Source organism: Azospira restricta, from assembly GCF_016858125.1.
Taxonomy (GTDB): domain Bacteria; phylum Pseudomonadota; class Gammaproteobacteria; order Burkholderiales; family Rhodocyclaceae; genus Proximibacter; species Proximibacter restrictus.
This window is the reverse complement of record NZ_CP064781.1, coordinates 2,230,883-2,252,153: the sequence shown is the minus strand read 5'-3', so window position 1 is coordinate 2,252,153 and position 21,271 is coordinate 2,230,883. Positions and strand designations below refer to the sequence as shown.

General features: G+C 68.0%; 18 protein-coding genes. 5 read left to right on the top strand and 13 right to left on the bottom strand.

All coding sequences use genetic code 11. The features are described 5' to 3' along the window. Positions 1–80: 80 nt before the first annotated feature. Positions 81–1,346: a dicarboxylate/amino acid:cation symporter gene (locus IWH25_RS11060; protein WP_203385863.1), complete on the bottom strand. Its 1,266-nt coding sequence runs from the start codon at positions 1,344–1,346 to the stop codon at positions 81–83. A gap of 83 nt (positions 1,347–1,429) precedes the next feature. Here IWH25_RS11060 and dinB point away from each other — a divergent pair, with 83 nt between their 5' ends. The 3 genes from dinB to IWH25_RS11045 all read left to right on the top strand — a co-directional run bounded on the left by dinB (position 1,430) and on the right by IWH25_RS11045 (position 3,689). Then, on the top strand, positions 1,430–2,563 hold the full coding sequence (dinB, locus tag IWH25_RS11055) for a DNA polymerase IV (protein WP_203385862.1): 1,134 nt from the start codon (positions 1,430–1,432) through the stop codon (positions 2,561–2,563). Between the two features lie 116 nt (positions 2,564–2,679). Then, entirely contained in the window at positions 2,680–3,081 is a 402-nt protein-coding gene (locus tag IWH25_RS11050) for a DoxX family protein (protein ID WP_203385861.1), read from the top strand. 50 nt (positions 3,082–3,131) lie between these two features. Next, positions 3,132–3,689, top strand: a complete 558-nt coding sequence (locus tag IWH25_RS11045; RefSeq protein WP_203385860.1) for an NADPH-dependent FMN reductase — start codon at positions 3,132–3,134, stop codon at positions 3,687–3,689. A 174-nt stretch (positions 3,690–3,863) separates the two neighbouring features. Here IWH25_RS11045 and IWH25_RS11040 read toward each other — a convergent pair whose 3' ends face one another. Together IWH25_RS11040 and pcaB are read right to left on the bottom strand one after the other, a co-directional pair. After that, entirely contained in the window at positions 3,864–4,871 is a 1,008-nt protein-coding gene (locus IWH25_RS11040; RefSeq protein WP_203385859.1) for a TRAP transporter substrate-binding protein, read from the bottom strand. A 57-nt stretch (positions 4,872–4,928) separates the two neighbouring features. After that, positions 4,929–6,302 carry a 3-carboxy-cis,cis-muconate cycloisomerase gene (gene pcaB / locus IWH25_RS11035; RefSeq protein WP_203385858.1) on the bottom strand — a complete coding sequence of 458 codons (1,374 nt, stop codon included), beginning with the start codon at positions 6,300–6,302 and terminating at the stop codon, positions 4,929–4,931. A gap of 142 nt (positions 6,303–6,444) precedes the next feature. On the opposite strand from pcaB, the gene IWH25_RS11030 reads away from it, so the two are divergent. Then, a complete protein-coding gene (locus tag IWH25_RS11030; protein ID WP_203385857.1) occupies positions 6,445–7,185 on the top strand; it encodes a GntR family transcriptional regulator in 741 nt (246 codons plus the stop codon). 128 nt (positions 7,186–7,313) lie between these two features. Here the strand turns inward: IWH25_RS11030 and IWH25_RS11025 are convergent, their stop codons facing one another. The 6 genes from IWH25_RS11025 to IWH25_RS11000 all read right to left on the bottom strand — a co-directional run bounded on the left by IWH25_RS11025 (position 7,314) and on the right by IWH25_RS11000 (position 14,074). Next, positions 7,314–7,712 carry a hypothetical protein gene (locus IWH25_RS11025; RefSeq protein WP_203385856.1) on the bottom strand — a complete coding sequence of 133 codons (399 nt, stop codon included), beginning with the start codon at positions 7,710–7,712 and terminating at the stop codon, positions 7,314–7,316. Next, positions 7,709–7,987 (bottom strand): hypothetical protein, encoded by a 279-nt coding sequence (locus tag IWH25_RS11020; protein WP_203385855.1) that lies wholly within the window; start codon positions 7,985–7,987, stop codon positions 7,709–7,711. The genes IWH25_RS11025 and IWH25_RS11020 overlap by 4 nt, the downstream gene beginning before the upstream one ends. Positions 7,988–8,000: 13 nt before the next feature. After that, a complete protein-coding gene (locus IWH25_RS11015; RefSeq protein ID WP_203385854.1) occupies positions 8,001–8,264 on the bottom strand; it encodes a hypothetical protein in 264 nt (87 codons plus the stop codon). A gap of 26 nt (positions 8,265–8,290) precedes the next feature. After that, positions 8,291–8,494, bottom strand: a complete 204-nt coding sequence (locus IWH25_RS11010) for a tautomerase family protein (protein WP_203385853.1) — start codon at positions 8,492–8,494, stop codon at positions 8,291–8,293. A gap of 123 nt (positions 8,495–8,617) precedes the next feature. Further along, positions 8,618–9,115, bottom strand: coding sequence for a hypothetical protein (locus IWH25_RS19075; protein ID WP_238998868.1), 498 nt, complete (start codon positions 9,113–9,115; stop codon positions 8,618–8,620). A 135-nt stretch (positions 9,116–9,250) separates the two neighbouring features. Continuing rightward, the gene (locus tag IWH25_RS11000; RefSeq protein WP_203385852.1) at positions 9,251–14,074 is read right to left on the bottom strand and encodes an NAD-glutamate dehydrogenase; all 4,824 of its coding nucleotides are present in this window, start codon (positions 14,072–14,074) and stop codon (positions 9,251–9,253) included. Between the two features lie 183 nt (positions 14,075–14,257). Here IWH25_RS11000 and IWH25_RS10995 point away from each other — a divergent pair, with 183 nt between their 5' ends. Then, on the top strand, positions 14,258–16,777 hold the full coding sequence (locus tag IWH25_RS10995; protein ID WP_203385851.1) for a sensor domain-containing protein: 2,520 nt from the start codon (positions 14,258–14,260) through the stop codon (positions 16,775–16,777). 27 nt (positions 16,778–16,804) lie between these two features. Here the strand turns inward: IWH25_RS10995 and IWH25_RS10990 are convergent, their stop codons facing one another. From IWH25_RS10990 to IWH25_RS10975, 4 genes are all read right to left on the bottom strand, one after another. Beyond that, positions 16,805–17,311 carry an ankyrin repeat domain-containing protein gene (locus IWH25_RS10990; RefSeq protein ID WP_203385850.1) on the bottom strand — a complete coding sequence of 169 codons (507 nt, stop codon included), beginning with the start codon at positions 17,309–17,311 and terminating at the stop codon, positions 16,805–16,807. 94 nt (positions 17,312–17,405) lie between these two features. Then, the gene (locus IWH25_RS10985; RefSeq protein ID WP_203385849.1) at positions 17,406–18,077 is read right to left on the bottom strand and encodes a YdcF family protein; all 672 of its coding nucleotides are present in this window, start codon (positions 18,075–18,077) and stop codon (positions 17,406–17,408) included. Positions 18,078–18,151: 74 nt separating this feature from the next. Further along, complete coding sequence (locus IWH25_RS10980; protein ID WP_203385848.1) at positions 18,152–20,044, bottom strand: propionate--CoA ligase; 1,893 nt, start codon at positions 20,042–20,044, stop codon at positions 18,152–18,154. A 59-nt stretch (positions 20,045–20,103) separates the two neighbouring features. Then, positions 20,104–21,264, bottom strand: coding sequence for a GGDEF domain-containing response regulator (locus IWH25_RS10975; RefSeq protein WP_203385847.1), 1,161 nt, complete (start codon positions 21,262–21,264; stop codon positions 20,104–20,106). Positions 21,265–21,271: the final 7 nt, after the last annotated feature.

Below are 21,271 nucleotides of genomic sequence, written 5' to 3'. Positions count from 1 at the left end.
GCCGGAATCCGGCAGGACCCGGCGGGATTCCGGGCCAAGCCCGGAATGACGGCAGGCAACACCTGCCGGATTCAGGTTGGCTAACTGCTAGCCGCCTGGGCGCGCGGCGCGTCGGCGGACTCCGTCAGCTTCTGCACGACCAGGCTGCCGACCATGTCGCCCTCGACGTTCACCGCGGTGCGCACGGTGTCGAGGACGCGGTCGATCGGCAGCAGGATGGCGATCGCCGCGGTCGGCAGGCCGACCGATTCGAGCACCAGCACCATGCTCAGCATGCCGACGCTGGGAATCCCCGGCGCGCCGACGGCGCCGAGCATGGCGACGAAGAAGATCACCAGCTGCTCGCCGAGGCCGAGGTCGATGCCCGCCAGCCGCGCGACGAAGAGCGCGGCGGCGGCCTCGTAGAGCGCGGTGCCGTCCATGTTGACGGTGGCGCCGAGCGGCACGACGAAGTTGGCGATGTCCTTCTTCACGTGCAGATGCTGCTCGGTGCAGCGCAGCGTCACCGGCAGCGTCGCCGCGCTCGAGCTGGTGGCGAAGGCGGTGACCAGCGCCTCGCGCGCGCCGCGCCAGAAGCGCAGCGGCGTGACGCCGGTGACCAGGTAGAGCAGCAGCGGCAGCACGACCGCGCCGTGGAACAGCGTCGAGCCGATCACCACCGCGATGAAGTGCGCCAGGCTCTCGAGCAGGCGCGTGTCCTGCGTCGCCACCAGCTGCAGCAGCAGCGCGGCGATGCCGAACGGCGCCAGGTGCATGATCCAGCCGACGACCATCAGGCACAGCTCCTGCAGTTCCTGCAGCACCTGCTTCAGGTTGCGGTAGCGCTCGCCGCCGACCACCAGCGCGATGCCGAGGAAGAGCGCGACGACGACGACGGCGAGGATCTCGCCCTGCGCCAGCGCCTTGAACGGATTCTGGAACATGCCGCGCAGGAACTGCGCGATGTAGTCGGGCAGCGGCATCTGCCGCGCCTGGAAATTGCGCGTCGCCTCCTCGAACATCGCCAGCTGCAGGCCCTCGCCGGGACGGAACAGGTGCGCGGCGCCGAAGCCGATGAGGATGGCGATGGCCATCGTCAGCACGAAGAAGATCAGCGTCGTCTGCCAGACGCGGTGCATCTGCCGGTGCGCGCTGAGGTTGGCGACGCCGACGACGATCGACGCGAAGACCAGCGGCACCAGCACCAGCCGCAACAGGTCGAGGAACAGCGAGCCGAGCAGCTTGGCCGCGTAGAGCACCGGCCCGGCCTCGCCGTGCAGCGGGCCGCCGCCGGCGACGAGCAGGCCGCCGGCGATGCCGAGCGCGGCGCCGAGGAGGATTCTTGCGTTGAGCGAACGGGGCAGCATCGGCGCTCCGGAATGAGGACGGGATGCGCCGATTCTAACCGCAGCGCCTGGGCGCGCCGTGCCGGCACCGGTATACTGTACGGATGAACAGTAATCGCCGCATCGCCCATCTCGACATGGACGCCTTCTTCGCGTCGGTCGAGCTGCTCAGCCGCCCCGAATTGCGCGGGCGGCCGGTGGTGGTCGGCGGCCGCGGCGCGGTGCGCGCCGGCGGCGACGGCTTCGCGCGGCTCGCCGACTACGTCGGGCGCGGCGTCGTCACCACCTCGACCTACGAGGCGCGCGCGCTCGGCGTGTTCTCCGGCATGGGGCTGATGAAGTCGGCGGCGCTCGCCCCCGACGCGATCCTGCTGCCGGCCGACTTCGACGCCTACCGCCACTACTCGCGCCGGTTCAAGGCCGCCGTCGCCGCGATCGCGCCGCAGATCGAGGACCGCGGCATCGACGAGATCTACCTCGACCTGAGCGACATCGCCGAGGACACACTGCCGCTCGCGCGCCGGCTGAAGGACGCGGTGTTCGCCGCCACCGGCCTCTCCTGCTCGATCGGCGTCGCCCCGAACAAACTGCTGGCAAAGATCGGCTCCGACCTGGAGAAGCCGGACGGGCTGACCGTGCTCGCGGCGGACGATATTCCGGCGCGCATCTGGCCGCTGCCGGCGCGCAAGGTGAACGGGATCGGCCCGAAGGCGGCGGAAAAGCTGGCCGGGCTCGGCATCGCCACGATCGGCGAACTGGCCGCGGCAACGCCGGAGCTCCTGGTCGCGCACTTCGGCCGCAGCTACGGCGAGTGGCTGCACCGCGTCGCCCACGGCATCGACGAGCGGCCGGTGGTGACCGAATCCGAGCCGAAGTCGATCAGCCGCGAAACCACCTTCGCGCGCGACCTGCACGCGCGCAGCGACCGCAGCGAACTCTCCGAGATCTTCACCGGCCTCTGCCAGCGCCTCGCCGACGACCTCCGGCGCAAGGGCTACGCCGCGCGCACGATCGGCATCAAGCTGCGCTACGCCGACTTCCGCACGGCGACGCGCGACCTGACGCTGCCGGCGCCGGTCGCCGACGGCCGGCCGATCCGCCAGGCCGCCGGCGAATGCCTGAAGCGCGTGCCGCTCGACGCCAGGCTCCGCCTGCTCGGCGTCCGCGCCAGCGGGCTGGCGCCGCTGGCCGAGGCAATGCAGGTTCCGCCGGCGCGGCAGGGCGAGCTGCCGTTCTAGCCGCTTTCCCGGCGCCGGCGAACCATGACCGCGCCGGCATGTCACATGGAAGCCGGAAGTTGCATCCGTGCTGCCGGCCGCCGCGGCGGCGCCTCGCCGCGAGAAAGGAGGAGGTCATGGCTGTCCTGGAACGCTTCGGCCCGCTCGCGGGCCGCATCCTGATCGCGATCATCTTCATCGTCGCCGGCTACGGCAAGGCCGTCGGCCTCTCCGGCACCGCCGGCTACATCGCCAGCAAGGGCCTGCCGCTGCCCGAGTTGCTGGCGGCGGGCGCCGCGGCGCTCGAACTGGGCGGCGGCATCCTGCTCGTCGTCGGCTGGAAGACGCGCTGGGCGGCGGCGGCGCTGTTCGGCTTCACGCTGCTGACGGCGCTAATCTTCCACGCCTTCTGGGCGGTGCCGCCGGAGATGGTGCAGAACCAGACAATCCACTTCATGAAGAACCTGGCGATGGCCGGCGGCCTGCTCTACGTCGTCGTCCACGGCAGCGGCCCGCTCGCCATCGACGACGGGAAATGAACTGAACCGCCGCCAACAACCCGACCCCACAACACCAAGAGGAGACTCTCATGAGCCAGTACCGGATCGCCGTCGTCGTCGGCAGCCTGCGCAAGGATTCGATCAACCGCCAACTGGCGAACGCCGTCGTCCGCCTGGCGCCGCCGGAGTTCGAGTTCCGGCAGCTGCAGATCGGCGACCTGCCGCTCTACAACCAGGACGACGACGCCGACCAGGCGGCGCCGGTCAAGCGCCTGAAGGCCGAGATCGCCGCCGCCGACGGCGTGCTCTTCGTCACCCCGGAATACAACCGCTCGCTGCCCGGCGTGCTGAAGAACGCCATCGACAACGCCTCGCGCCCCTACGGCCACAGCGCCTGGGCCGGCAAGCCGGCCGGCGTGCTCGGCGCCTCGGTCGGCGCCATCGGCAGCGCGCTGGCGCAGCAGCACCTGCGCAACATCCTCGCCTACCTCGACATGCCGACGCTGGGCCAGCCCGAGGCCTTCATCCAGGTCAAGGAAGGCACCTTCGACGCCGACGGCAACCTCGGCGAGGGCGTGCGCAAGTTCCTGCAGGGGTGGATGGATCGCTATGTGGACTGGGTGAAGTTCCACGCGGCGGGCCGCTAGGCGCGACCCGAGGCAACAAATAGCGGCGGAAGGAGATGGCATCCTCGCCGGTCCGCCTGTGCAACAGGCGGCCGATCCGGCACTGCCGCCGCGCCATAAACCCCGGCAAGCACAACTGCCAGCCGAGCCAAGGCGCGGCCGGCCCGATGCCGGCCGTTGCGCTTGTCGCGGCAATCAGCGCCCGGACGGGTCGAAACCGGTCTCGCGATAGATCGTCTGCAAGGTGTCGCGCCCCAGCTTATCCGCGAACTGTTCGTGGACCTTCATGGTGGCTTTCTTCCAGGCCTGTTTCTCTTCCGGCGTCAGCGCGATCACTTGCGTCTTGCCCGACTTCCTGACGTTCTCCAACGCCTGGTCGTTCTCCTTCTGGGCGATCTCGTTGTTGTACGTCGTCGCGTCCTTCATGGCGCCCTCCAGCGTCTTCCGGATTTCCGGATCCAGACCATCCCAGAATTTTTTGTTCACGATGACCGCATACCCCAGATACCCGTGATCGGTCAGCGTCAGGTATTTCTGGACTTCGTGATGCTTGCCGGTGAACAGATTGGAATGGGTGTTCTCTGACCCGTCGACCACCCCCGTCTGCATCGCCTGATAGACCTCGGAATAGGCCATGGTTTGGGGCATCGCGCCCAGCGTGCGCATTTGAGCGTCGATCACCTTGGAAGACGGGATTCGCAGCTTCTGGCCCTTGGCGTCCTCCGGTTTCTTCATCGGTTTGTTGGAGCTCATCTGCTTGAACCCGTTGTCCCAGTACGCCAGCCCGGTGATACCCTTGGGTTCGAGCTTTTTCAGGAGGCCGGCGCCGATCGGCCCGAGCGTGATCTTGTGCAGTTCCGCATAGTTGTCGAACACATACGGCAGATCGAAGACCTCGAATTCACGGATGCCCAGCGGACCGAACTTCGACAGTGCAGGGGCTAGCATTTGTACCGCCCCCAGTTGTAGCGCCTCAATTTCCTCCTTGTCTTTGTACAGGATGCTGTTCGGGTAGACCTCGATCCTCACCCTGCCCTTGGTGCGCTCTTCAGCGAGTTTCTTGAAAAGCTCGGCCGCCTTGCCCTTCGGCGTATCGACCGCAAGCACATGGCTGAACTTGATGGTGACCGGCTCCTGCGCCAAGGCCGTCTGGCTCAGGCCAAGACCGGTGATCGCGGCAAGCGCGAGAACGATTTTTTTCATGGGTTTGTCTCCTGCTGTGTAAGTCGTGGGTGGTGTGGAAAAAACTTCGCCCGTGCCTCAGGCGGCGACCTGCCGGGACAGCGCCACGGCACGGTCGACCATCTGCGGCGCCAGGCCTAGATAGTTCTCGGGATCGGTCAGGTGCTCGATCGCCGGCCGGTCGAAGTGCTCGGTAACGATGGGCAGCGCGGCCAGGGCATCTGCCAGCGAACCGCCCTTTTCATTGACGGTCCGGCAGGCGTCGTAAACAACGTCATGTGCCTGCTGGCGGCCGATGAACGGCGCCATGCCCATCATCACCGCCTCGGCCACGATCAGCCCCCTGCTGAGCCCCAGATTGCGCTTCATCTGGGCGGCATCGACGATCAGTCCGCCCAGCGCGAATTTGGCTTGATGCAAGGCTCCGGCAGTCAGGATGAAGCTCTCCGGGATGGCGATCCATTCGGCATGCCATGGTCCGGTGGCGCGTTCGAAATCCTGAATCATCGCATCCGCCATCAGGCCGGCGTGCTGGCGCACAGCCTTCGCCGCCGCCAGCATCAGCTCGCTGGAAATCGGGTTGCGCTTTTGCGGCATGGTGCTGCTGGCGCCGCGCCCCTTGACGAAGGGTTCATAGACCTCGGCGAACTCGGTCGAGGCCATGATCATGATGTCGAGGGCAATTTTCCCCAGCGACCCGGTGATCAGCGCCAGCAGATTGACGGCCTCCGCCAACCCGTCGCGGGCAACGTGCCAGGTCGTCGCCGGCACGCCCAGCCCCAGCTCGTCGGCCAGCGCCGCCTGAACTGCGAACCCTTTCGCACCGAGCGAGGCGAGCGTACCTGCCGCACCGGCGAATTCGACGACGGCGATACGCGGCCGCAGTTCCGCGATGCGCTGCTGATGGCGGTCGAACATCGCCAACCAGATCGCGACCTTGTAACCGAAGGTCACCGGCAGCGCCTGCTGCAGATGGGTACGGCCGGCCATCGGCGTATCGCGGTGCCTGAGCGCGAGGTCAGCCAGGATTTCTCTCAGTTCGCGGACATCCGCCTCGATAACGTCGAGGGCATCGCGTACCTGTAGCGCCACCGCCGTGTCCATGATGTCCTGCGTGGTCGCGCCCCAATGGAGGTAGCGCCCGGCATCACCGCACATCTCGACCAGTTGATGCACGAGCGGCAGGATCGGGTAGCCGACGATGTCGGTTTCCTGGCGCATGTGATCGAAATCGATCCGTTCGATTCTCGATTCGCGCGCGATGACCGCGGCGGCATTCTCCGGAATCACGCCGACGCGCGCCTCGGCCCTGGCGAGCGCTACCTCGACGTCGATGTAGCGCTGCACTAGGGCACGGTCCGAAAAGAGGCTGCGCATCTGCGCGGTGCCGAAGGCGTCGCGGAACAGGATCGAATCAACGACGGTGCTCGCCGCCGGTGCAAAGTTGCTCATGGGTCTCTCCTCAGGCACTCCCCGGCCGAGCCGACCGGGAAGGATTAATGGTCATCCCGAATTCAATATGTCCGGACATGTGCGCAATATAATATGTCCGAACATAAGGCGCAAGAACTTTTTGACGTAGAATTCCCGGGCTATGAAAAAGCCTGTAAACAAGCCGCATTTCGCCGATATCGCGCGCACCCTGACGGAGGGAATCGCCACGGGGAAATATCCGATCGGCAGCGTTCTTCCCGGCGAGCTGGAGCTCTGCGCGCAGTTCAACACCAGTCGCCACACGATTCGCGCGGCGCTGAACGAGTTACAGCAACTCGGCCTGGTGTCCCGGAAAAAAAATGCCGGCACGCGGGTAGAGTCAGCGGAACCGCGCAACGAATTCCGCCCGTCGCTCGGGTCACTTGAGGATTTGGTTCAGTTCGGAGCGACCAATGTTCGGGTGGTGCAGTCTGTCCGCGAAATCGCCGTCAGCGGCCATTTGGCGAAAACCCTGGGCTTCCCGAACGGTTCCCGGTGGCTGGCGGTTTCCAGCTTGCGGGTCGATCGCAGCAACCAGCGGCCGGTCGGATGGACGGATGTCTATATCGATCCGGAATATGCCGAGATTGGGGAAATGGTTCGGAATGAACCGGACACCTTAATCAGCGCCCTTATCGAACGGCGCTACGGCCGGCGCGTCGCAGAAATCCGCCAGGTCGTCCAGGCGATTGCGATTTCAGACCCGATCGCCAAAGCATTGCAGGTAACGCCCGGGATGCCGGGTCTGCAGATTCTTCGTCGCTACCTTGATGCCGCCGGCCAGGTATTCGAGGTCTCGCTGACGGTTCACCCGGCAGATCGTTTTGCGCTCTCCATGCAGCTGAAGAGATCGGCAGGTTAGTCTTCTCGCGATACCGTTCAGATACGCAGAACCGGCCGTGGCTGATGGCACAGGTGAAACGGTTCGCCGCGATGGCGAACATTTCACAGGCCGAGCATTTAATCCGAGCCCGGCCCCTTTTCCCCTTTTTATCGCGCCGCGTCCGGTGGATCGCTGAGCTGAGCAAGTCGATTCTTGTTCGACCACCGTCGCACCGCCAGAGCAAGCCCGAGCAGAACGGCAATCCAGATCAGATAGGCGAGGGCAATGCCCAGCGGCTTCGGCCAGGCGAACCAGCCGGGTGCCGTCATCAAGCCCAGCTGCCAGAACATGGCGGTAAACGGGCTGGCAAGCACCAAGGCAGGGACCAACACCACCCAGAAATAAACGCTCGCCAACAGATCGGAGGCGACAGGGAAAACAGGCTCGGTGGCAGTGGCGAGCCACAGCAGCATCCCATGCAGGGCCACTGCTGCCGCGCAGAACCGAAGGGCGCGGACCAGACTTCGGGGCGAGGGAAGAAAGGCCGCCAGACGAAACCGGTTCATTCCGTCGGTTCCCGGTCGGGTCGAGTGGCCGCCCGGTCGGCATCGTCGCGCGATCGACGCCGCCATCTCAGCATGGCGTAGGCAACCGCCGTGACCGGGCCGCCCAGAACCACTGCGCTGACGCCGAGAGTCAATGGCAGATATGCCTTGCCCCAAACGCAGGCTTCGGAGACGGGCACGCGGCAGGCGAGCGCGAGATCCACGAGCGGGTAGCCGAAGCCAGCCGTCAAGCCGACGCCGAGGGCGGTCAGGAACGGGAAGCGGCGACCACGCATCGCGATTGCGCTCCTAAGGGGTACCGGCGTCGTCCGCACGACCGTGATCGCGCCGGCGACGCGCAAGCCAGGCGGCAAGCCCGCTGAACAACGCAAGCCACGCGAGAAAAACGCCCCCCAGTCCGATAGCGGCGATACCCCAGAATCCACGATCGGCGCCCTCGGCGCCGGCCCGCAACAACACCCAGCCCACCGGCACGTAGCGATCGACATGCGGACCGATCCAAGGGGTCAGCAATGTCGCGACGATCGCCAGCCACCAGCGGCGGATTTGCATTGAAGCCTCGAAAAATCAGAAAGCGGTCACCTGCCTTGGGCTTTTTTCCAATCATCCGTGAGCATGCCGGAGAAGCCCCAGTCCTCTTCGGCAATCTCTTGAATCACGACGTGCGTGTGCTCGGGCTTCTTTCCCAGTACTCGCACAAGCGATTCGGTGATGTCCCTGACAAGCTGCGCCTTCTGTTCGCGGCTGGCGCCTTTTGTGATCTGAACATTCACGTATGGCATAGAGCTGCTCCTTCGGTTGCGGCAAGGCGATGGTAAAAAGGGTAATGGGAAAAGGGGGAAAAGGGGGTGGGGGAAAAGGGGGTGGGGAAAAGGGGGTCAGACCCCTTTTTACTGAACCTAATGTCAGAGCGCGCGCTCGACATAGTATGTTTGCTTGTGCCCCAGACTCTCATAATGCTGTGCCAGAACTTCAGCTCGATATCGATCGCTGAAGTATGACATCAGAAAGCGATTGTTGTTGTCGTCCAAACGGTACAAAGCCCACTCGCGGGGACCCTGTTCAGGCTGAGTCCAAAGTAGCTGAGCTTGAGTAACTGAGGCAATTTCCAATACCTGCTCCAGCAACGCCGAAAGGTTTCTGACATCTCCACGAGCAGTGACACTCACGAATTCGCGTTGCCGTGGTGCGGCGCCTTTCGGGCGCGCATGAAAAAGAACGGTGTCGCCGTCAATCGTGGCTGCTGCCACATACCTTTCTCCGAGATCATCGCTTTCCACCGAAAACAACAAGCCCGTTCGAGCAGACAAGGCCCCGGGTTCGATGGGAAGAGTGCAGAGGGCGACTTCAGCTCCGTCGGATCGCCATTCACTCAACGGCACTTGCTTCAGTGTGGGCGACATAAGCGCTCCAACTTGAATTCGGCAGCACATGCGCCATGAACTCCGGAAACCCGCCATCCATTCTGGACGGCACGACGTCACCAAGGCAGTGGCAGGACTCGTCTTTCTTGCCCATCAGTGGGTACGCGATGTCGTTCAAACCAGCGTGCGCAACTCGCGCAGCGCGACCGACAGCATCGGCATGTCCGGCGCGCTGCTGCCGCGGATCTCGGTGAAGAGCTGGCGGCAGCGTTCGTACTGGAAGGCGTGCCGTGCCTTCCACGCCGTCAGCAGCGCCTCGACCTCGGCGTCGCCGGCGCCGCCGCGCAGCACTTCGGCGGCGAGGCTGCGCGCCAGCGACGACAGGTCGTCGCGCAGCGCGGCGCGGGCCATGCCCTGCCAGTGCGTGTCGGCGGGCAGCGTGCCGATCTGGCGGCCGAGCCAGTGCAGGTCGAGTTCGCCGCCGAGGGTGAAGTAGACGCGGGCGACGCGCTCGGCCGGCGCGCCGGTCTCGGCGGCGACCTCGATCAGGTCGAGCGCCGAATACAGTTCCTCGAGGCAGGCGACGCGCTGCGCCAGTTCGTCCGGCACGCCCTGCGCCGCGAAGCGGCGGACGACCGCGTCGAGCTCGGCGCGGTAGGGCGGCGCGACGACGTCGGCGAGGCTCGCGGCGAGCGCCTCGACGCCGCCGGTGAAGCGCGCCAGCGTCGCCGCCAGGTCGCGCAGGTGGTCGCGGTGGTGCAGGAACCACAGCGTGCCGCGCTGGATCAGGCGCAGCCCCTCCTGGATCATCTCGGTCTGCGTGGCGTCGGCGACGCGGTTGTCGAGGGCCTCGATCGCCTGCCACAGCGGCACCAGCCCGAATACCTCGCGCGTCGCCAGGTAGGCGCGGACGATGTCCGGCGGCGCGGCGCCGGTCTCTTCCTGCAAGCGGAAGACGAAGGTCGGCCCGACGCGGTTGACCATGCTGTTCACGACGTGCGTGGCGACGATCTCGCGGCGCAGCGGGTGCCGTTCGAGCTGCGCCGGGAAGCGCTCGCGCAGCGGCTGCGGGAAGTAGCGCGAGAGCGCGGTCGAGATGTAGGCGTCCTCGGGCACGTCGGAGGCGAGCAGCGCCTCGAACAGCTCCATCTTGTTGTAGGCGAGCAGCACCGCCAGCTCGGGCGCGGTGAGGCCGATCCCGGCCGCCTTGCGCTCGCCGATCTCCTCCTCGAAGGGCAGGAACTCGAGGCGGCGGTTGAGGCGGCCGGCGCTGCTCAGGTGGCGGATGTAGCGCGCCTGCTCGTCGAGCAGGTGCACGCCGCGCGCGCGCGCGATCGACAGCACCTGCGTCTGGAAGTAGTTGTCGCGCAGCACCAGCCGGGCGACCTCGTCGGTCATCTCGGCGAGCAGCGCGTTGCGCTGCTTCTCGGTCAGCTCGCCGTCCTCGATCACCGCGTTCAACAGGATCTTGATGTTGACCTCGTGGTCGGAGCAGTCGACGCCGGCCGAGTTGTCGATCGCATCGGTGTTGATGCGGCCGCCGGCGAGCGCGTACTCGATGCGCCCGAGCTGCGTGCAGCCGAGGTTGCCGCCCTCGGCGACGACGCGGCAGCGCAGCTCGCCGCCGTTTACGCGGATCGCGTCGTTGGCGCGGTCGCCGACGTCGGCGTGGCTCTCGCGCCGGCTCTTCACGTAGGTGCCGATGCCGCCGTTGTAGAGCAGGTCGACCGGGGCCAGCAGGATCGCATGCACCAGCTCCTGCGGCGTCAGCGTCTCGGCGTCGATGCCGAGCGCGGCGCGCGCCTCCGGCGACAGCGTCACCGACTTGGCGCTCCTCGGGTACACGCCGCCGCCGGCCGAGATCAGGCCGGTATCGTAGTCGGCCCAGGACGAGCGCGGCAGGTTGAACAGGCGCTGCCGCTCGGCGAAGCTCGCCGCGACGTCCGGGTTCGGGTCGATGAAGATGTGGCGGTGGTCGAAGGCGGCGACCAGCCGGATGTGCGGCGACAGCAGCATGCCGTTGCCGAAGACGTCGCCGGACATGTCGCCGATGCCGGCCACCGTGAACTCCTGCGCCTGCGTGTCCACGCCCAGCTCGCGGAAGTGGCGCTTGACCGACTCCCAGGCGCCGCGCGCGGTGATCGCCATCTTCTTGTGGTCGTAGCCGGCCGAGCCGCCGGAGGCGAAGGCGTCGCCGAGCCAGAAGCGATACTCGCGCGAGACCGCGTTGGCGTAGTCGGAGAAGCTGGCGGTGCCCTTGTCGGCGGCGACCACCAGGTAGGGGTCGTCGCCGTCGCGGCGGTGCACCGCGGCCGGCGGCACCACCTTGCCGCCGACCAGGTTGTCGGTGAGGTCGAGCAGCCCGTGCAGGTAGGTACGGTAGCAGGCGACGCCCTCCTGCAGCAGCGCGTCGCGGTCGCCGCCGGCGGGCGGGTTCTTGACGACGAAGCCGCCCTTCGAGCCGACCGGGACGATCACCGTGTTCTTCACCATCTGCGCCTTCATCAGCCCGAGCACCTCGGTGCGGAAGTCCTCCATGCGGTCGGACCAGCGCAGGCCGCCGCGGGCGACCTTGCCGCCGCGCAGGTGCACGCCCTCGACGCGCGGCGAATAGACGTAGATCTCGGCCATCGGCCGCGGTTCCGGCAGCCCCGGAACGCGGTGCGGGTCGAGCTTGAACGACAGGTAGGACTTGGCCTCGCCGGCGTCGCGCTGGAAGTAGTTGGTGCGCTCGGTGGCGAGGATGACGGCGAGGAACTGGCGCAGGATGCGGTCCTCGTCGAGGCTGGTGACGGCGTCGAGCGCGCCGGCGATCTCCGCTTCCAGCCGCGCCGAATGGGCGTCGCGGCCGGTTTCCGCGGCCGGGTCGTGGCGGGCGACGAAGAGTTCGAGCAGGCGGCGCGCGATCGCCGGCCAGGCGGCGAGCGTCTGCTCGATGTAGGCCTGGCTGAAGGTGAAGCCGGCCTGCCGCATGTACTTGGCGTAGGCGCGCAGCACGGTCACCTGCCGCCAGGTCAGCCGGGCGCCGAGCACCAGCCGGTTGAAGTCGTCGTTCTCGGCGGCGCCGCGCCAGACGGCGAGGAAGGCGTCCTGGAAGACGTCGCGCAGGCGGTCGATGTCGAGTTCCTCGGCGTCGGCGCGCCACAGCCCGAAGTCGTGCAGCCAGACGCCCGGCAGGCCGTTGCGGCGGATCTCGTACGGACGCTCCTCGAGCACGCGCACGCCCATGTGCTCGAGCATCGGCAGCGACACCGACAGCGGCATCGGCTGCCCCTCGCACAGCGCCTTGAAGCGCAGGCTGCCGGGCGTCGCCTCGAGCGGCCGGTAGAGGTTCATCGCCAGCCCCTCGGGGCCGGCGAGCGATTCCATCAGTTCGATGTCGCCGACCGCTGCGCGCGCCGCGTAGGCTTCGCGGTAGCCGGCCGGGAAGGCGCCGGCGTAGCGGTTGTAGAGCAGGTTGCCGCGCTCCTCGCCGCCGCGCTCGGTGAGCGCCTGGCGCAGCTCGTCCGGCCAGCGCCGCGCGGCCAGCACGAGGCGGCGCTCGATGTCGGCGACGTCGTAGTTGCCGCCGCAGCCGGGCTGCGTGTGCACGACGATGTGGATGCGCGCCAGCGCCGATTCCGAGAGCTGCACGTTGAATTCCGACGCGCGGCCGGCGAAGGCTTCCATCAGCACCGCCTGCATGCGCTCGCGCAGCTCGGTGTTGTAGTTCTCGCGCGGCACGTAGATCAGGCACGAGAAGAAGCGGCAGAAGGCGTCGCGACGCACGAACAGCCGCGTGCGCTGGCGCTCGCCGAGGCGCAGGATGCCGATGGCGATGGTGAACAGCTCGTCCGGCGTGATCTGCAGCAACTCGTCGCGCGGGTACTGCTCGAGGATGTTGTACAGCGTCTTCGCGGCGTGGCTGTTGGGCAGGAAGCCGGCGTGGCGGACCACGGTGTCGATCTTGCGGCGCAGCAGCGGAATCTGGCGCGGACTGGTGTCGTAGGCCGACGAGGTGAACAGGCCGAGGAAGCGACGCTCGCCGACCGTCCGCCCGGTGGCGTCGAAGCGCTTGATGCCGAGGTAGTCGAGGTAGCCCGGGCGGTGCACGGTGGCGCGCGCGTTGGCCTTGGTCAGCACCAGCAGCCGCGGCTCGAGGGCGATCTCGCGCGCCTCGGGCGGCAGCGCGGCGAACGAGATCGAGCGCTGCCCGCCGTGCTCGCGCAGGATGCCGAGGCCGGAGCCGTCGACGACGCGCAGCACGTCCTCGCCGTTCTCGCCGGCCAGCTCGTATTCGCGGTAGCCGAGGAAGGTGAAGTTGCCGTCGGCGATCCAGCGCAGGAAGGCGATGTCCTCGGCGGCGTCCTCCGGTTCGTCGGGCGGCGGCGTGCGCTCGACCTCGGCGACGATCTCGGCGATCCGCGCGCGCATCGCCCCCCAGTCGGCGACCGCCGCGCGGACGTCGCCGAGGATGCGCAGCAGGCCCGCCTGCAGCGCCTCCAGCTGCGTCGCCTCGGTGCGCCGGTCGACCTCGACGTGGATGATCGATTCGTAGGCGCAGCCGCTGCCGTCCCCGCCGTCGCCGTCGGCGAAGCCCTGCAGCGCGCCGTCGGCGTCGCGGCAGACCTTCATCACCGGGTGGATGATCAGGTGCAGCGTCAGCCCCTGGCGGTTGACCTCCATCGTGATCGAGTCGACGAGGAAGGGCATGTCGTCGTTCACGATCTCGATCACGGTATGCGTCGTCTGCCAGCCGTGCTCCTCGGTGCGCGGGTTGTAGACGCGCAGCTTGGGCGCGCCGGAGGCATAGCGGCGCGCGAAATGGAGTTGCGACAGCGCGGCGCCGTAGAGGTCGGCGACGCTGCGCTCGGCCAGGTCCTCGGGCGCCACCTGGCTGTAGAAGCGCTCGGCGAACGCCGCCGCGAGCGGCGCCTCGGCCGCCGGCAGGCGGCTGCGCAACATGTCGACGACGGCCGCGAGTTGTTCGGCCTTGCCCTGCTCCGCAGTCTGCGACATAAGCCCTCTCCTCTTCTTGTTCGCGGCAGCGCGCGCGGCGCACCGACCCGCCTCGTTCCCATCGTAGGCCATTCGCCGGCGCGGGACCAGTTCCCGGAGCGGCCGCCGGGCACCGCGTTCCCTGTTAATATTTTCGCCTTCCCGCCGATAACGGTATTTGCCCCCAAGTTCCAGGAAACCCGAATGGCCAGCGCGGTACCGCTCCGCAAGCGCGACGACGACAAGACGCCGATCGACCGCGACCTTCGCTTCACCACCGAGGTGGTACAGCAGCTCGTCGTGCCGACCTTCGTCCTCGACGCCCGGCACCGCGTGATCGTCTGGAACAAGGCCTGCGAGCGCCTGACCGGCATGCCGGCGGCGCAGGTTCTCGGCACCGCCGACCACTGGCGCGCGTTCTACGCCAGCGAGCGCCCCTGCCTCGCCGACCTGATGATCGACGGCCGCCTGCACGAGGTCGGCGACTACTACCCGATCCACCACCGCTCGCCGGAGCTCGAGTTCGGCGTGCACACCGAGAACTGGTGCGTGATGCCGCTGCGCGGCGCGCAGCTGTACCTGGAGATCGACGCCGGGCCGATCCGCGACGCCGGCGGCAATCTGCTCGCGGTGGTCGAGACGCTGCGCGACATGACCCAGCGGCAAAGCGCGGAAAGCCGCCTGCGCACGATGTTCGAGGCATCGCCGGACCCGGTGTGGATCATCGAGGACGACCACTTCGTCGAGTGCAACGATGCGGCGGTAAACATGCTCGGCTACGCCAGCCGCGACGAAATCCTCAATGCCCACCCGTCGCAACTGTCGCCGCCGGTGCAACCGGACGGTGAGGATTCGTTCGGCAAGGCCGAGCGGATGATGGCGCTGGCGCGCGAGAAGGGGCTGCACCGCTTCGAATGGGTGCACGCCCGCGCCGACGGCAGCCACTTCACCGCCGAGGTGACGCTGTCGGTGATCGACCTCGCCGGCCGCCAGGCGATCTACTGCGCCTGGCGCGACATCTCCGACCGCAAGCGCGCCGAGGAAGCGCTGCGCCTCTACGCCAAGGCCTTCGAGCACAGCGGCGAGGCGATCATGATCACCGACCGCGACAACCGCATCGTCGCCGTGAACGCTGCGCTGGCCCGCGACACCGGCTATGCGGCGGAGGAACTGCTGGGCAAGGATCCGCGCGTGCTCGCCTCGCATCAGACGCCGCGCGAGACCTACCAGGCGATGTGGGCGGCGCTGAACGAATCGGGCTACTGGCAGGGCGAGCTGTGGGACCTGCGCAAGGACGGCGTGAGCTACCCGAAGTGGGCGGCGATCTCGGCGATCCACGACGAGCAGGGCGCGCTGACCAACTACATCGCCAGCTTCACCGACATCAGCGAGCGCAAGGCGGCCGAGGCGCGCATCGACCATCTCGCGCACCACGACGCGCTGACCGGGCTGGTCAACCGCTACAACCTGGAGAGCCGGCTGGCGCAGTCGCTGCTCGCCGCGCGCCGGGAAGTCCGTCAGCTGGCGGTGATGTTCATCGACCTCGACCGCTTCAAGGTGATCAACGACACGCTCGGCCACCACACCGGCGACCGCATGCTGGTCGAAGTCGCGCGCCGGCTCGGCGACTGCGTGCGCGAGAGCGACATCGTCGCCCGGCTGGGCGGCGACGAGTTCGTCGTCGTGCTCACCAGCCTCGCCTGCGACATGGACGCGGCGCTGGTCGCGGCGAAGATCCTGGTCGCGCTGTCGAGCCCGTACACGGTGGACGGCAAGATCCTGCACTCGACGCCGAGCATCGGCATCAGCATGTTCCCGACCAACGGCGAGGACTCGGAAACGCTGATGAAGAACGCCGACGCGGCGATGTACTTCGCCAAGGCCAAGGGGCGCAACAACTTCCAGTTCTTCAGCCCGGCGATGACCGCAGCGGCGACCGAGCGCATGGAGCTCGAACGCGACCTGCGCGGCGCGCTCGCCGCCGGCCAGTACGAGCTGCACTACCAGCCGCAGGTCTGCGCGAAGAGCGGCGCTGTGCGCGGCGTCGAGGCGCTGATCCGCTGGCGGCATCCCGAACGCGGCCTGGTGCCGCCGCTGACCTTCATCCCGATCGCCGAGGAGACCGGCGCGATCGAGGCGATCGGCGCCTGGGTGCTGGAGGAGGCATGCCGGCAGAAGGCCGCCTGGCGGGCGGCGGGGATGCCCGCGCTACGCATCGCGGTCAACCTGTCGGCGCAGCAGCTGCGCTCGTCGACGCTGGTGGCGCAGGTGCGCGCGGCGATGGAGGCCTACGGCATCGGGCCCGGCGAGCTGGAGCTGGAAATCACCGAGTCGGCGGCGATGGAAGACCCGGAGCGCGCGATCGGCCGGCTGGAGGCGTTGCGCGGCCTCGGCGTCGAACTGGCGATCGACGACTTCGGCACCGGTTACTCGTCGCTGGCCTACCTGAAGATGCTGCCGATCGACACGCTGAAGCTCGACCGCGCCTTCGTCCGCGACATCGAGACCGACGAGAACGATGCGGCGATCAGCGCGGCGACGCTGGCGCTGGCGCGCAACCTCGGCCTCAAGGTCGTCGCCGAAGGGGTCGAGAACGAGGCGCAGCGGGAATTCCTCTCCCGCCACGGCTGCGAGCTGCTGCAGGGCTACCTGTTCGGCCGCCCGGAGCCGGCCGCGGTGTGGACCGAGCGCTGGCAGGCCGCCGCGCCGGGCACCGCCGGCTGAGCGCGCCCCGCCCGGGACAGGCGCGCGTCAGCAGGGCTTGCCGGCCTTGCAGCCCTTCAGGATCCACAGCGAAATCACGCCGGCGACCTCGTCCGAGCGCGTCTTGCGCGCCATCGAGGTCGGGTCGCGGCCGGCATTGGTCTTGGCGTAGGGGTCGGCGCCGGCCTCGAGCAGCAGCTGCGCATGCTTCGCGTTCTGCGTGTAGGCGGTCATGTGCAGTGGCGTCAGTCCCTCGCTGTCGCGCGCATTGACGTCGGCGCCGGCGGCGAGCAGCGCCTTCAGCGCGCCGGTGTCGGGATTGGTCGCGGCCAGATGCAGCGGCGTCGAGCCGTGCTGCGTGCGCACGTCGCGCATCGCCGGCTCGGCCTTGAGAATCTTCTCGACGTCCTGGCCGCTGCCGAGGCGGGCGGCGTCGTGAATCGGCCGGTCGTGGGCGCCGAGCACCGTCGCCGGCTGGGCGCCGCCCTCCGCCGCCGACGTTGCGGACAGCGGCAGGCAGAGGCCGAGCAGGATGGGGATCAGGATTCGCTTCATGTTCGTCTCCGGGTCGGGGAATCGCGGCACCGTCCGGCGCGGTGCCGGGCGCCATGATAGCCGGCAGCGGTCGATCTGTCGCGGCGGGCCGCGCTCAGCGCCGCAGCGCGTACCAGGCGAGGCCGAACCATTCGTGCAGCGCGGTCGCCGCCTGCTGCATCGCCGGCGCGCGCGGCACGAAATCGAGCGGCGTCGCCGGCCGTGCCGCGGCGAACGCGGTCGGTGCCGGCGTCACCGCGAAGCCGGCGGCCGCGAACGCCGCCGTCGCGCGCGGCATGTGCCAGGCGTGGGTGACCAGCGCGATCCGCTGCGCGCCGGCCGGCAGCAGCAGTCCGGCCGAATGGCGCGCGTTCTCGGCGGTATCGGCGGACGCCGACTCGACCCAGCGCACGCGGACGCCGAAGTCGCGTTCGAGCGCCGCGTAGCGCAGCCGCTCCAGCCCTGAACCGGACACGTCGTCATCGCCGAATTCCGGCGGCGAACGGTAGCGACCGGCGCCGAGAACGACGATCGCGTCGACCGGCAGTCGCGCCAGCGCCGCCGGCGGCAGCGGCGGATGCCTCGCCTCCAGCGGCGCCAACAGCGCGCGGGCGACGACGCCGAGCGACAGCGCGGTGACCAGGAAGACGCCGGCGGTGACCAGGAAGCGCGCCAGCCGCGGCCGCAGGCGCCACAGGAAGAGCCCGGCGACCGCCAGCACCAGGCCGTTGCCCGGCGGCAGCAGCAGGCTGGAAACGAGGTTGGCGATCAGCCAGGAAAGCGACATCGGAACTCCGGTAGCGGGGAGTGAACGAAAAAGGGCCCGCCGGCGGGCGGGCCCCGATCATGCCACGACGCGGATCAGGCGCCGAGCGCCGACTTCAGCTGCTCGAGCGCGGCCGGATCCTCGATCGTCGTCAGGTCGCCCGGGTCACGGCCCTCGGCGAGCGCCTGGATCGAGCGGCGCAGCAGCTTGCCGGAACGCGTCTTCGGCAACACCGTGACGAAGTGCACGCGACCCGGACGGGCGATCGCGCCGAGGATCTCGTCGACCTTCTTCATCACTTCCTTCTCCAGCGCCTGCTTCAGCTCGGGCGTCGCCACCTTCGCCGCGTCCTTGACCACGGCGAAGGCCATCGGCATCTGGCCCTTGACCTGGTCGGCGACGCCGACGACGGCGACCTCGGCGATCGCCGGATGGGCCTGCACGGCCTCCTCGATCTCGCGCGTGCCGAGGCGGTGGCCGGCGACGTTGATGACGTCGTCGGTGCGGCCGAGGATGTAGTGGTAGCCCTCCTCGTCGCGGATGCCCCAGTCGAACGACGAGTACACCTGCGGCTCCTTGAACAGCGAGAAATAGGTCGACACGAAGCGCGCGTCGTCGCCCCACACCGTCGACAGGCAGCCCGGCGGCAGCGGCGGCATGATGCCGACGATACCCTTCTCGTTCGCGTCGCAGATCGAGCCGTCCTCGCGGAAGATCTTGAGGTTGTAGCCATAGACCGGGAAGCTCGGCGTGCCGAACTTGAGCGGCTTCTGCTCGATGCCGGGCATCTGCGACAGCATCGGCCAGCCGGTCTCGGTCTGCCAGTAGTTGTCGATCACCGGCAGCTTCAGCTCGCCCATGATCCATTCGTGCGTCGGCTGGTCGAGCGGCTCGCCGGCGAGGAACAGGTGCTTCAGCGTGGACAGGTCGTACTTGTGCATGTACGCCGGGTCCTGCTTCTTCAGCACGCGGGCGGCGGTCGGCGCCGAGAACATCACGTTGACCTTGTACTTCTCGACGATGTGCCACCAGATGCCGGCGTCCGGACGCAGCGGCGTGCCTTCGTACATGATCGTGCACATGCCGGCGATCAACGGGCCGTAGATGATGTACGAGTGGCCGACGACCCAGCCGATGTCGGAGGTGGCGAACATCGTCTCGCCCTCGCCGCCGCAGAAGATGTTCTTCATCGACGAGGCGAGCGCCACCGCGTAGCCGCCGGTATCGCGCTGCACGCCCTTCGGCTTGCCGGTGGTGCCGGAGGTGTACGGGATGTACGAGGGCTCCGACGACTCCAGCCAGGTGACCGGCACCTGGGCGTCCATGTGCTGCGCGCGCAGCGTCGCATAGTCGACGTCGCGCCCGTCGACCTTGTTGAAGCCCTTGTCGAGGCCGCGGTCGATCATCAGCACCTTGGCCGGCTTGTTGGCGGCGAGGTTGATCGCCTCGTCGAGCAGGTGCTTGTAGGGCACGGCCTTGCCGCCGCGCATGCCGGCATCCGACGACACGATCAGCTTCGGCGCCGCGTCGTCGATGCGGGTGGCCAGCGAGCCGGAGGCGAAGCCACCGAAGACGACCGAATGGATGGCGCCGATGCGGGCGCAGGCGAGCATCGCGAACGCCGCTTCGGCGATCATCGGCATGTAGATCAGCACGCGGTCGCCCTTGCCGACGCCGAGGCCGAGCATGATCGCGGCCATGCGCTCGACTTCGCGCTGCAGCTCGGCGAACGAGTAGACCTTCTCCTCGTCGGTCTCGGTCGAGATATAGACCAGCGCGCGGTCGTTCGGACGCTTGGCGGCGTGGCGGTCGACGGCGTTGTAGCAGAGGTTGGTCTCGCCACCGACGAACCACTTGGCGAAGGGAGGACGCGAGAAATCGAGCGTCTGCGTAAACGGCTTGTGCCAGTCGACGAGCCTGGCCTGCTCGCCCCAGAAGGCATCCGGATTGTCGATGGATTGCTTGTGGACTTCCTGAATCGTGGTCATGAGACTCCCTTTACCGATTTTCCAAGTTACCTGCACACATCAATATTCCGCCGGAGCTCTTATTTCTTCGGCTCACGGTCCAGAATCCTTTCCTTCAACGCGGCGAGCGACAGGTCGACGCCGCTTTCCTGCTCGATCAGCGCCAAGAGCGGCAGCAGCTCGGCCGCCAGCCTGGCGGCATGCGGCCGCAAGGCCTCGCCCTGGCCGGCGCGCAACAGGTCGAGCGCCTGCGCCACGGTCGGCGGCGGAGGCGGCGGCACCGCTGCCACCGGCGCCGGTGCCGCAACCACGCGCAGCTGGTTGCCGACCCCCACCAGCTGGTTGCCGCCGGCCTGTATCGCCAGCTGCTGCCGCTGCGCCGCCAGCTCGAGCAGCGCGCCGGCCGAGGTGACGGCGTCGTCCGGGCTGTTGGCGATGCCGATGCTCACCGACAGCTGCAGCCGCTGCCCGTGCGCGGCGATGTTGGCGCTCTCGATCGCCGCCCGCAGGCGGTGGCCGAAGGCTTCGCAGGACGCCGCCGGCAAGCCCGGCGAGACGACGACGAAAGCGTTGTCGTCGTAGTGGCCGAGGCTGTCTTCCTTGCGCACCTTGTCGGCGAGCAGCCGGGCAAAGCGCTTCTGCAACTGTTTCGCCACCTCCGGACCGGCCTCGGCGCGCAGCGTCTCGAAGCGGTCGAAGCCGAGCAGCATCGCGCTCACCTGGCTGCCGTGCCGCGACGCGTGCGACAGCGCCTGCGCCGTCTGCAGCTCGATGTAGCGGCGCGTGAACAACCCGGTGTCCGGATCCTGCACCTGCTGGTCGCGGCTCTTGTCCAGCTCGCGCTGCGCCGCCGCCAGGCGGATCAGCGAATCGAGCCGCGACAGCAGTTCGGCGCCGCCGGTGCCCTTGGTGATGAAGTCCGACACGCCGAGCACCTTCGCCCGCTCGCGCACGGACTCGTCCTCGTCGCCGGAGATCATCACCACCGGCATTTCGCGAATCCGCGCCAGCCGCGAATTGCGAATCCGCTCGAGCAGCCCGAAGCCGTCCAGCACCGGCATCGACAGGTCGGTCATCAGCGCCTGGATCGAATGGTCCAGCACCAGCGCCTGCCAGCCCGCCTCGCCGTCGCTTTCCTCGCGGTAGTCGTAGTGGCCGCGGAGGTGCTTGATGATCGAGGCGCGCACCATGCGCGAATCGTCGACGATCAGCACGCGCGGCAACTGACGCAGCTCGCTCATCGTGCCG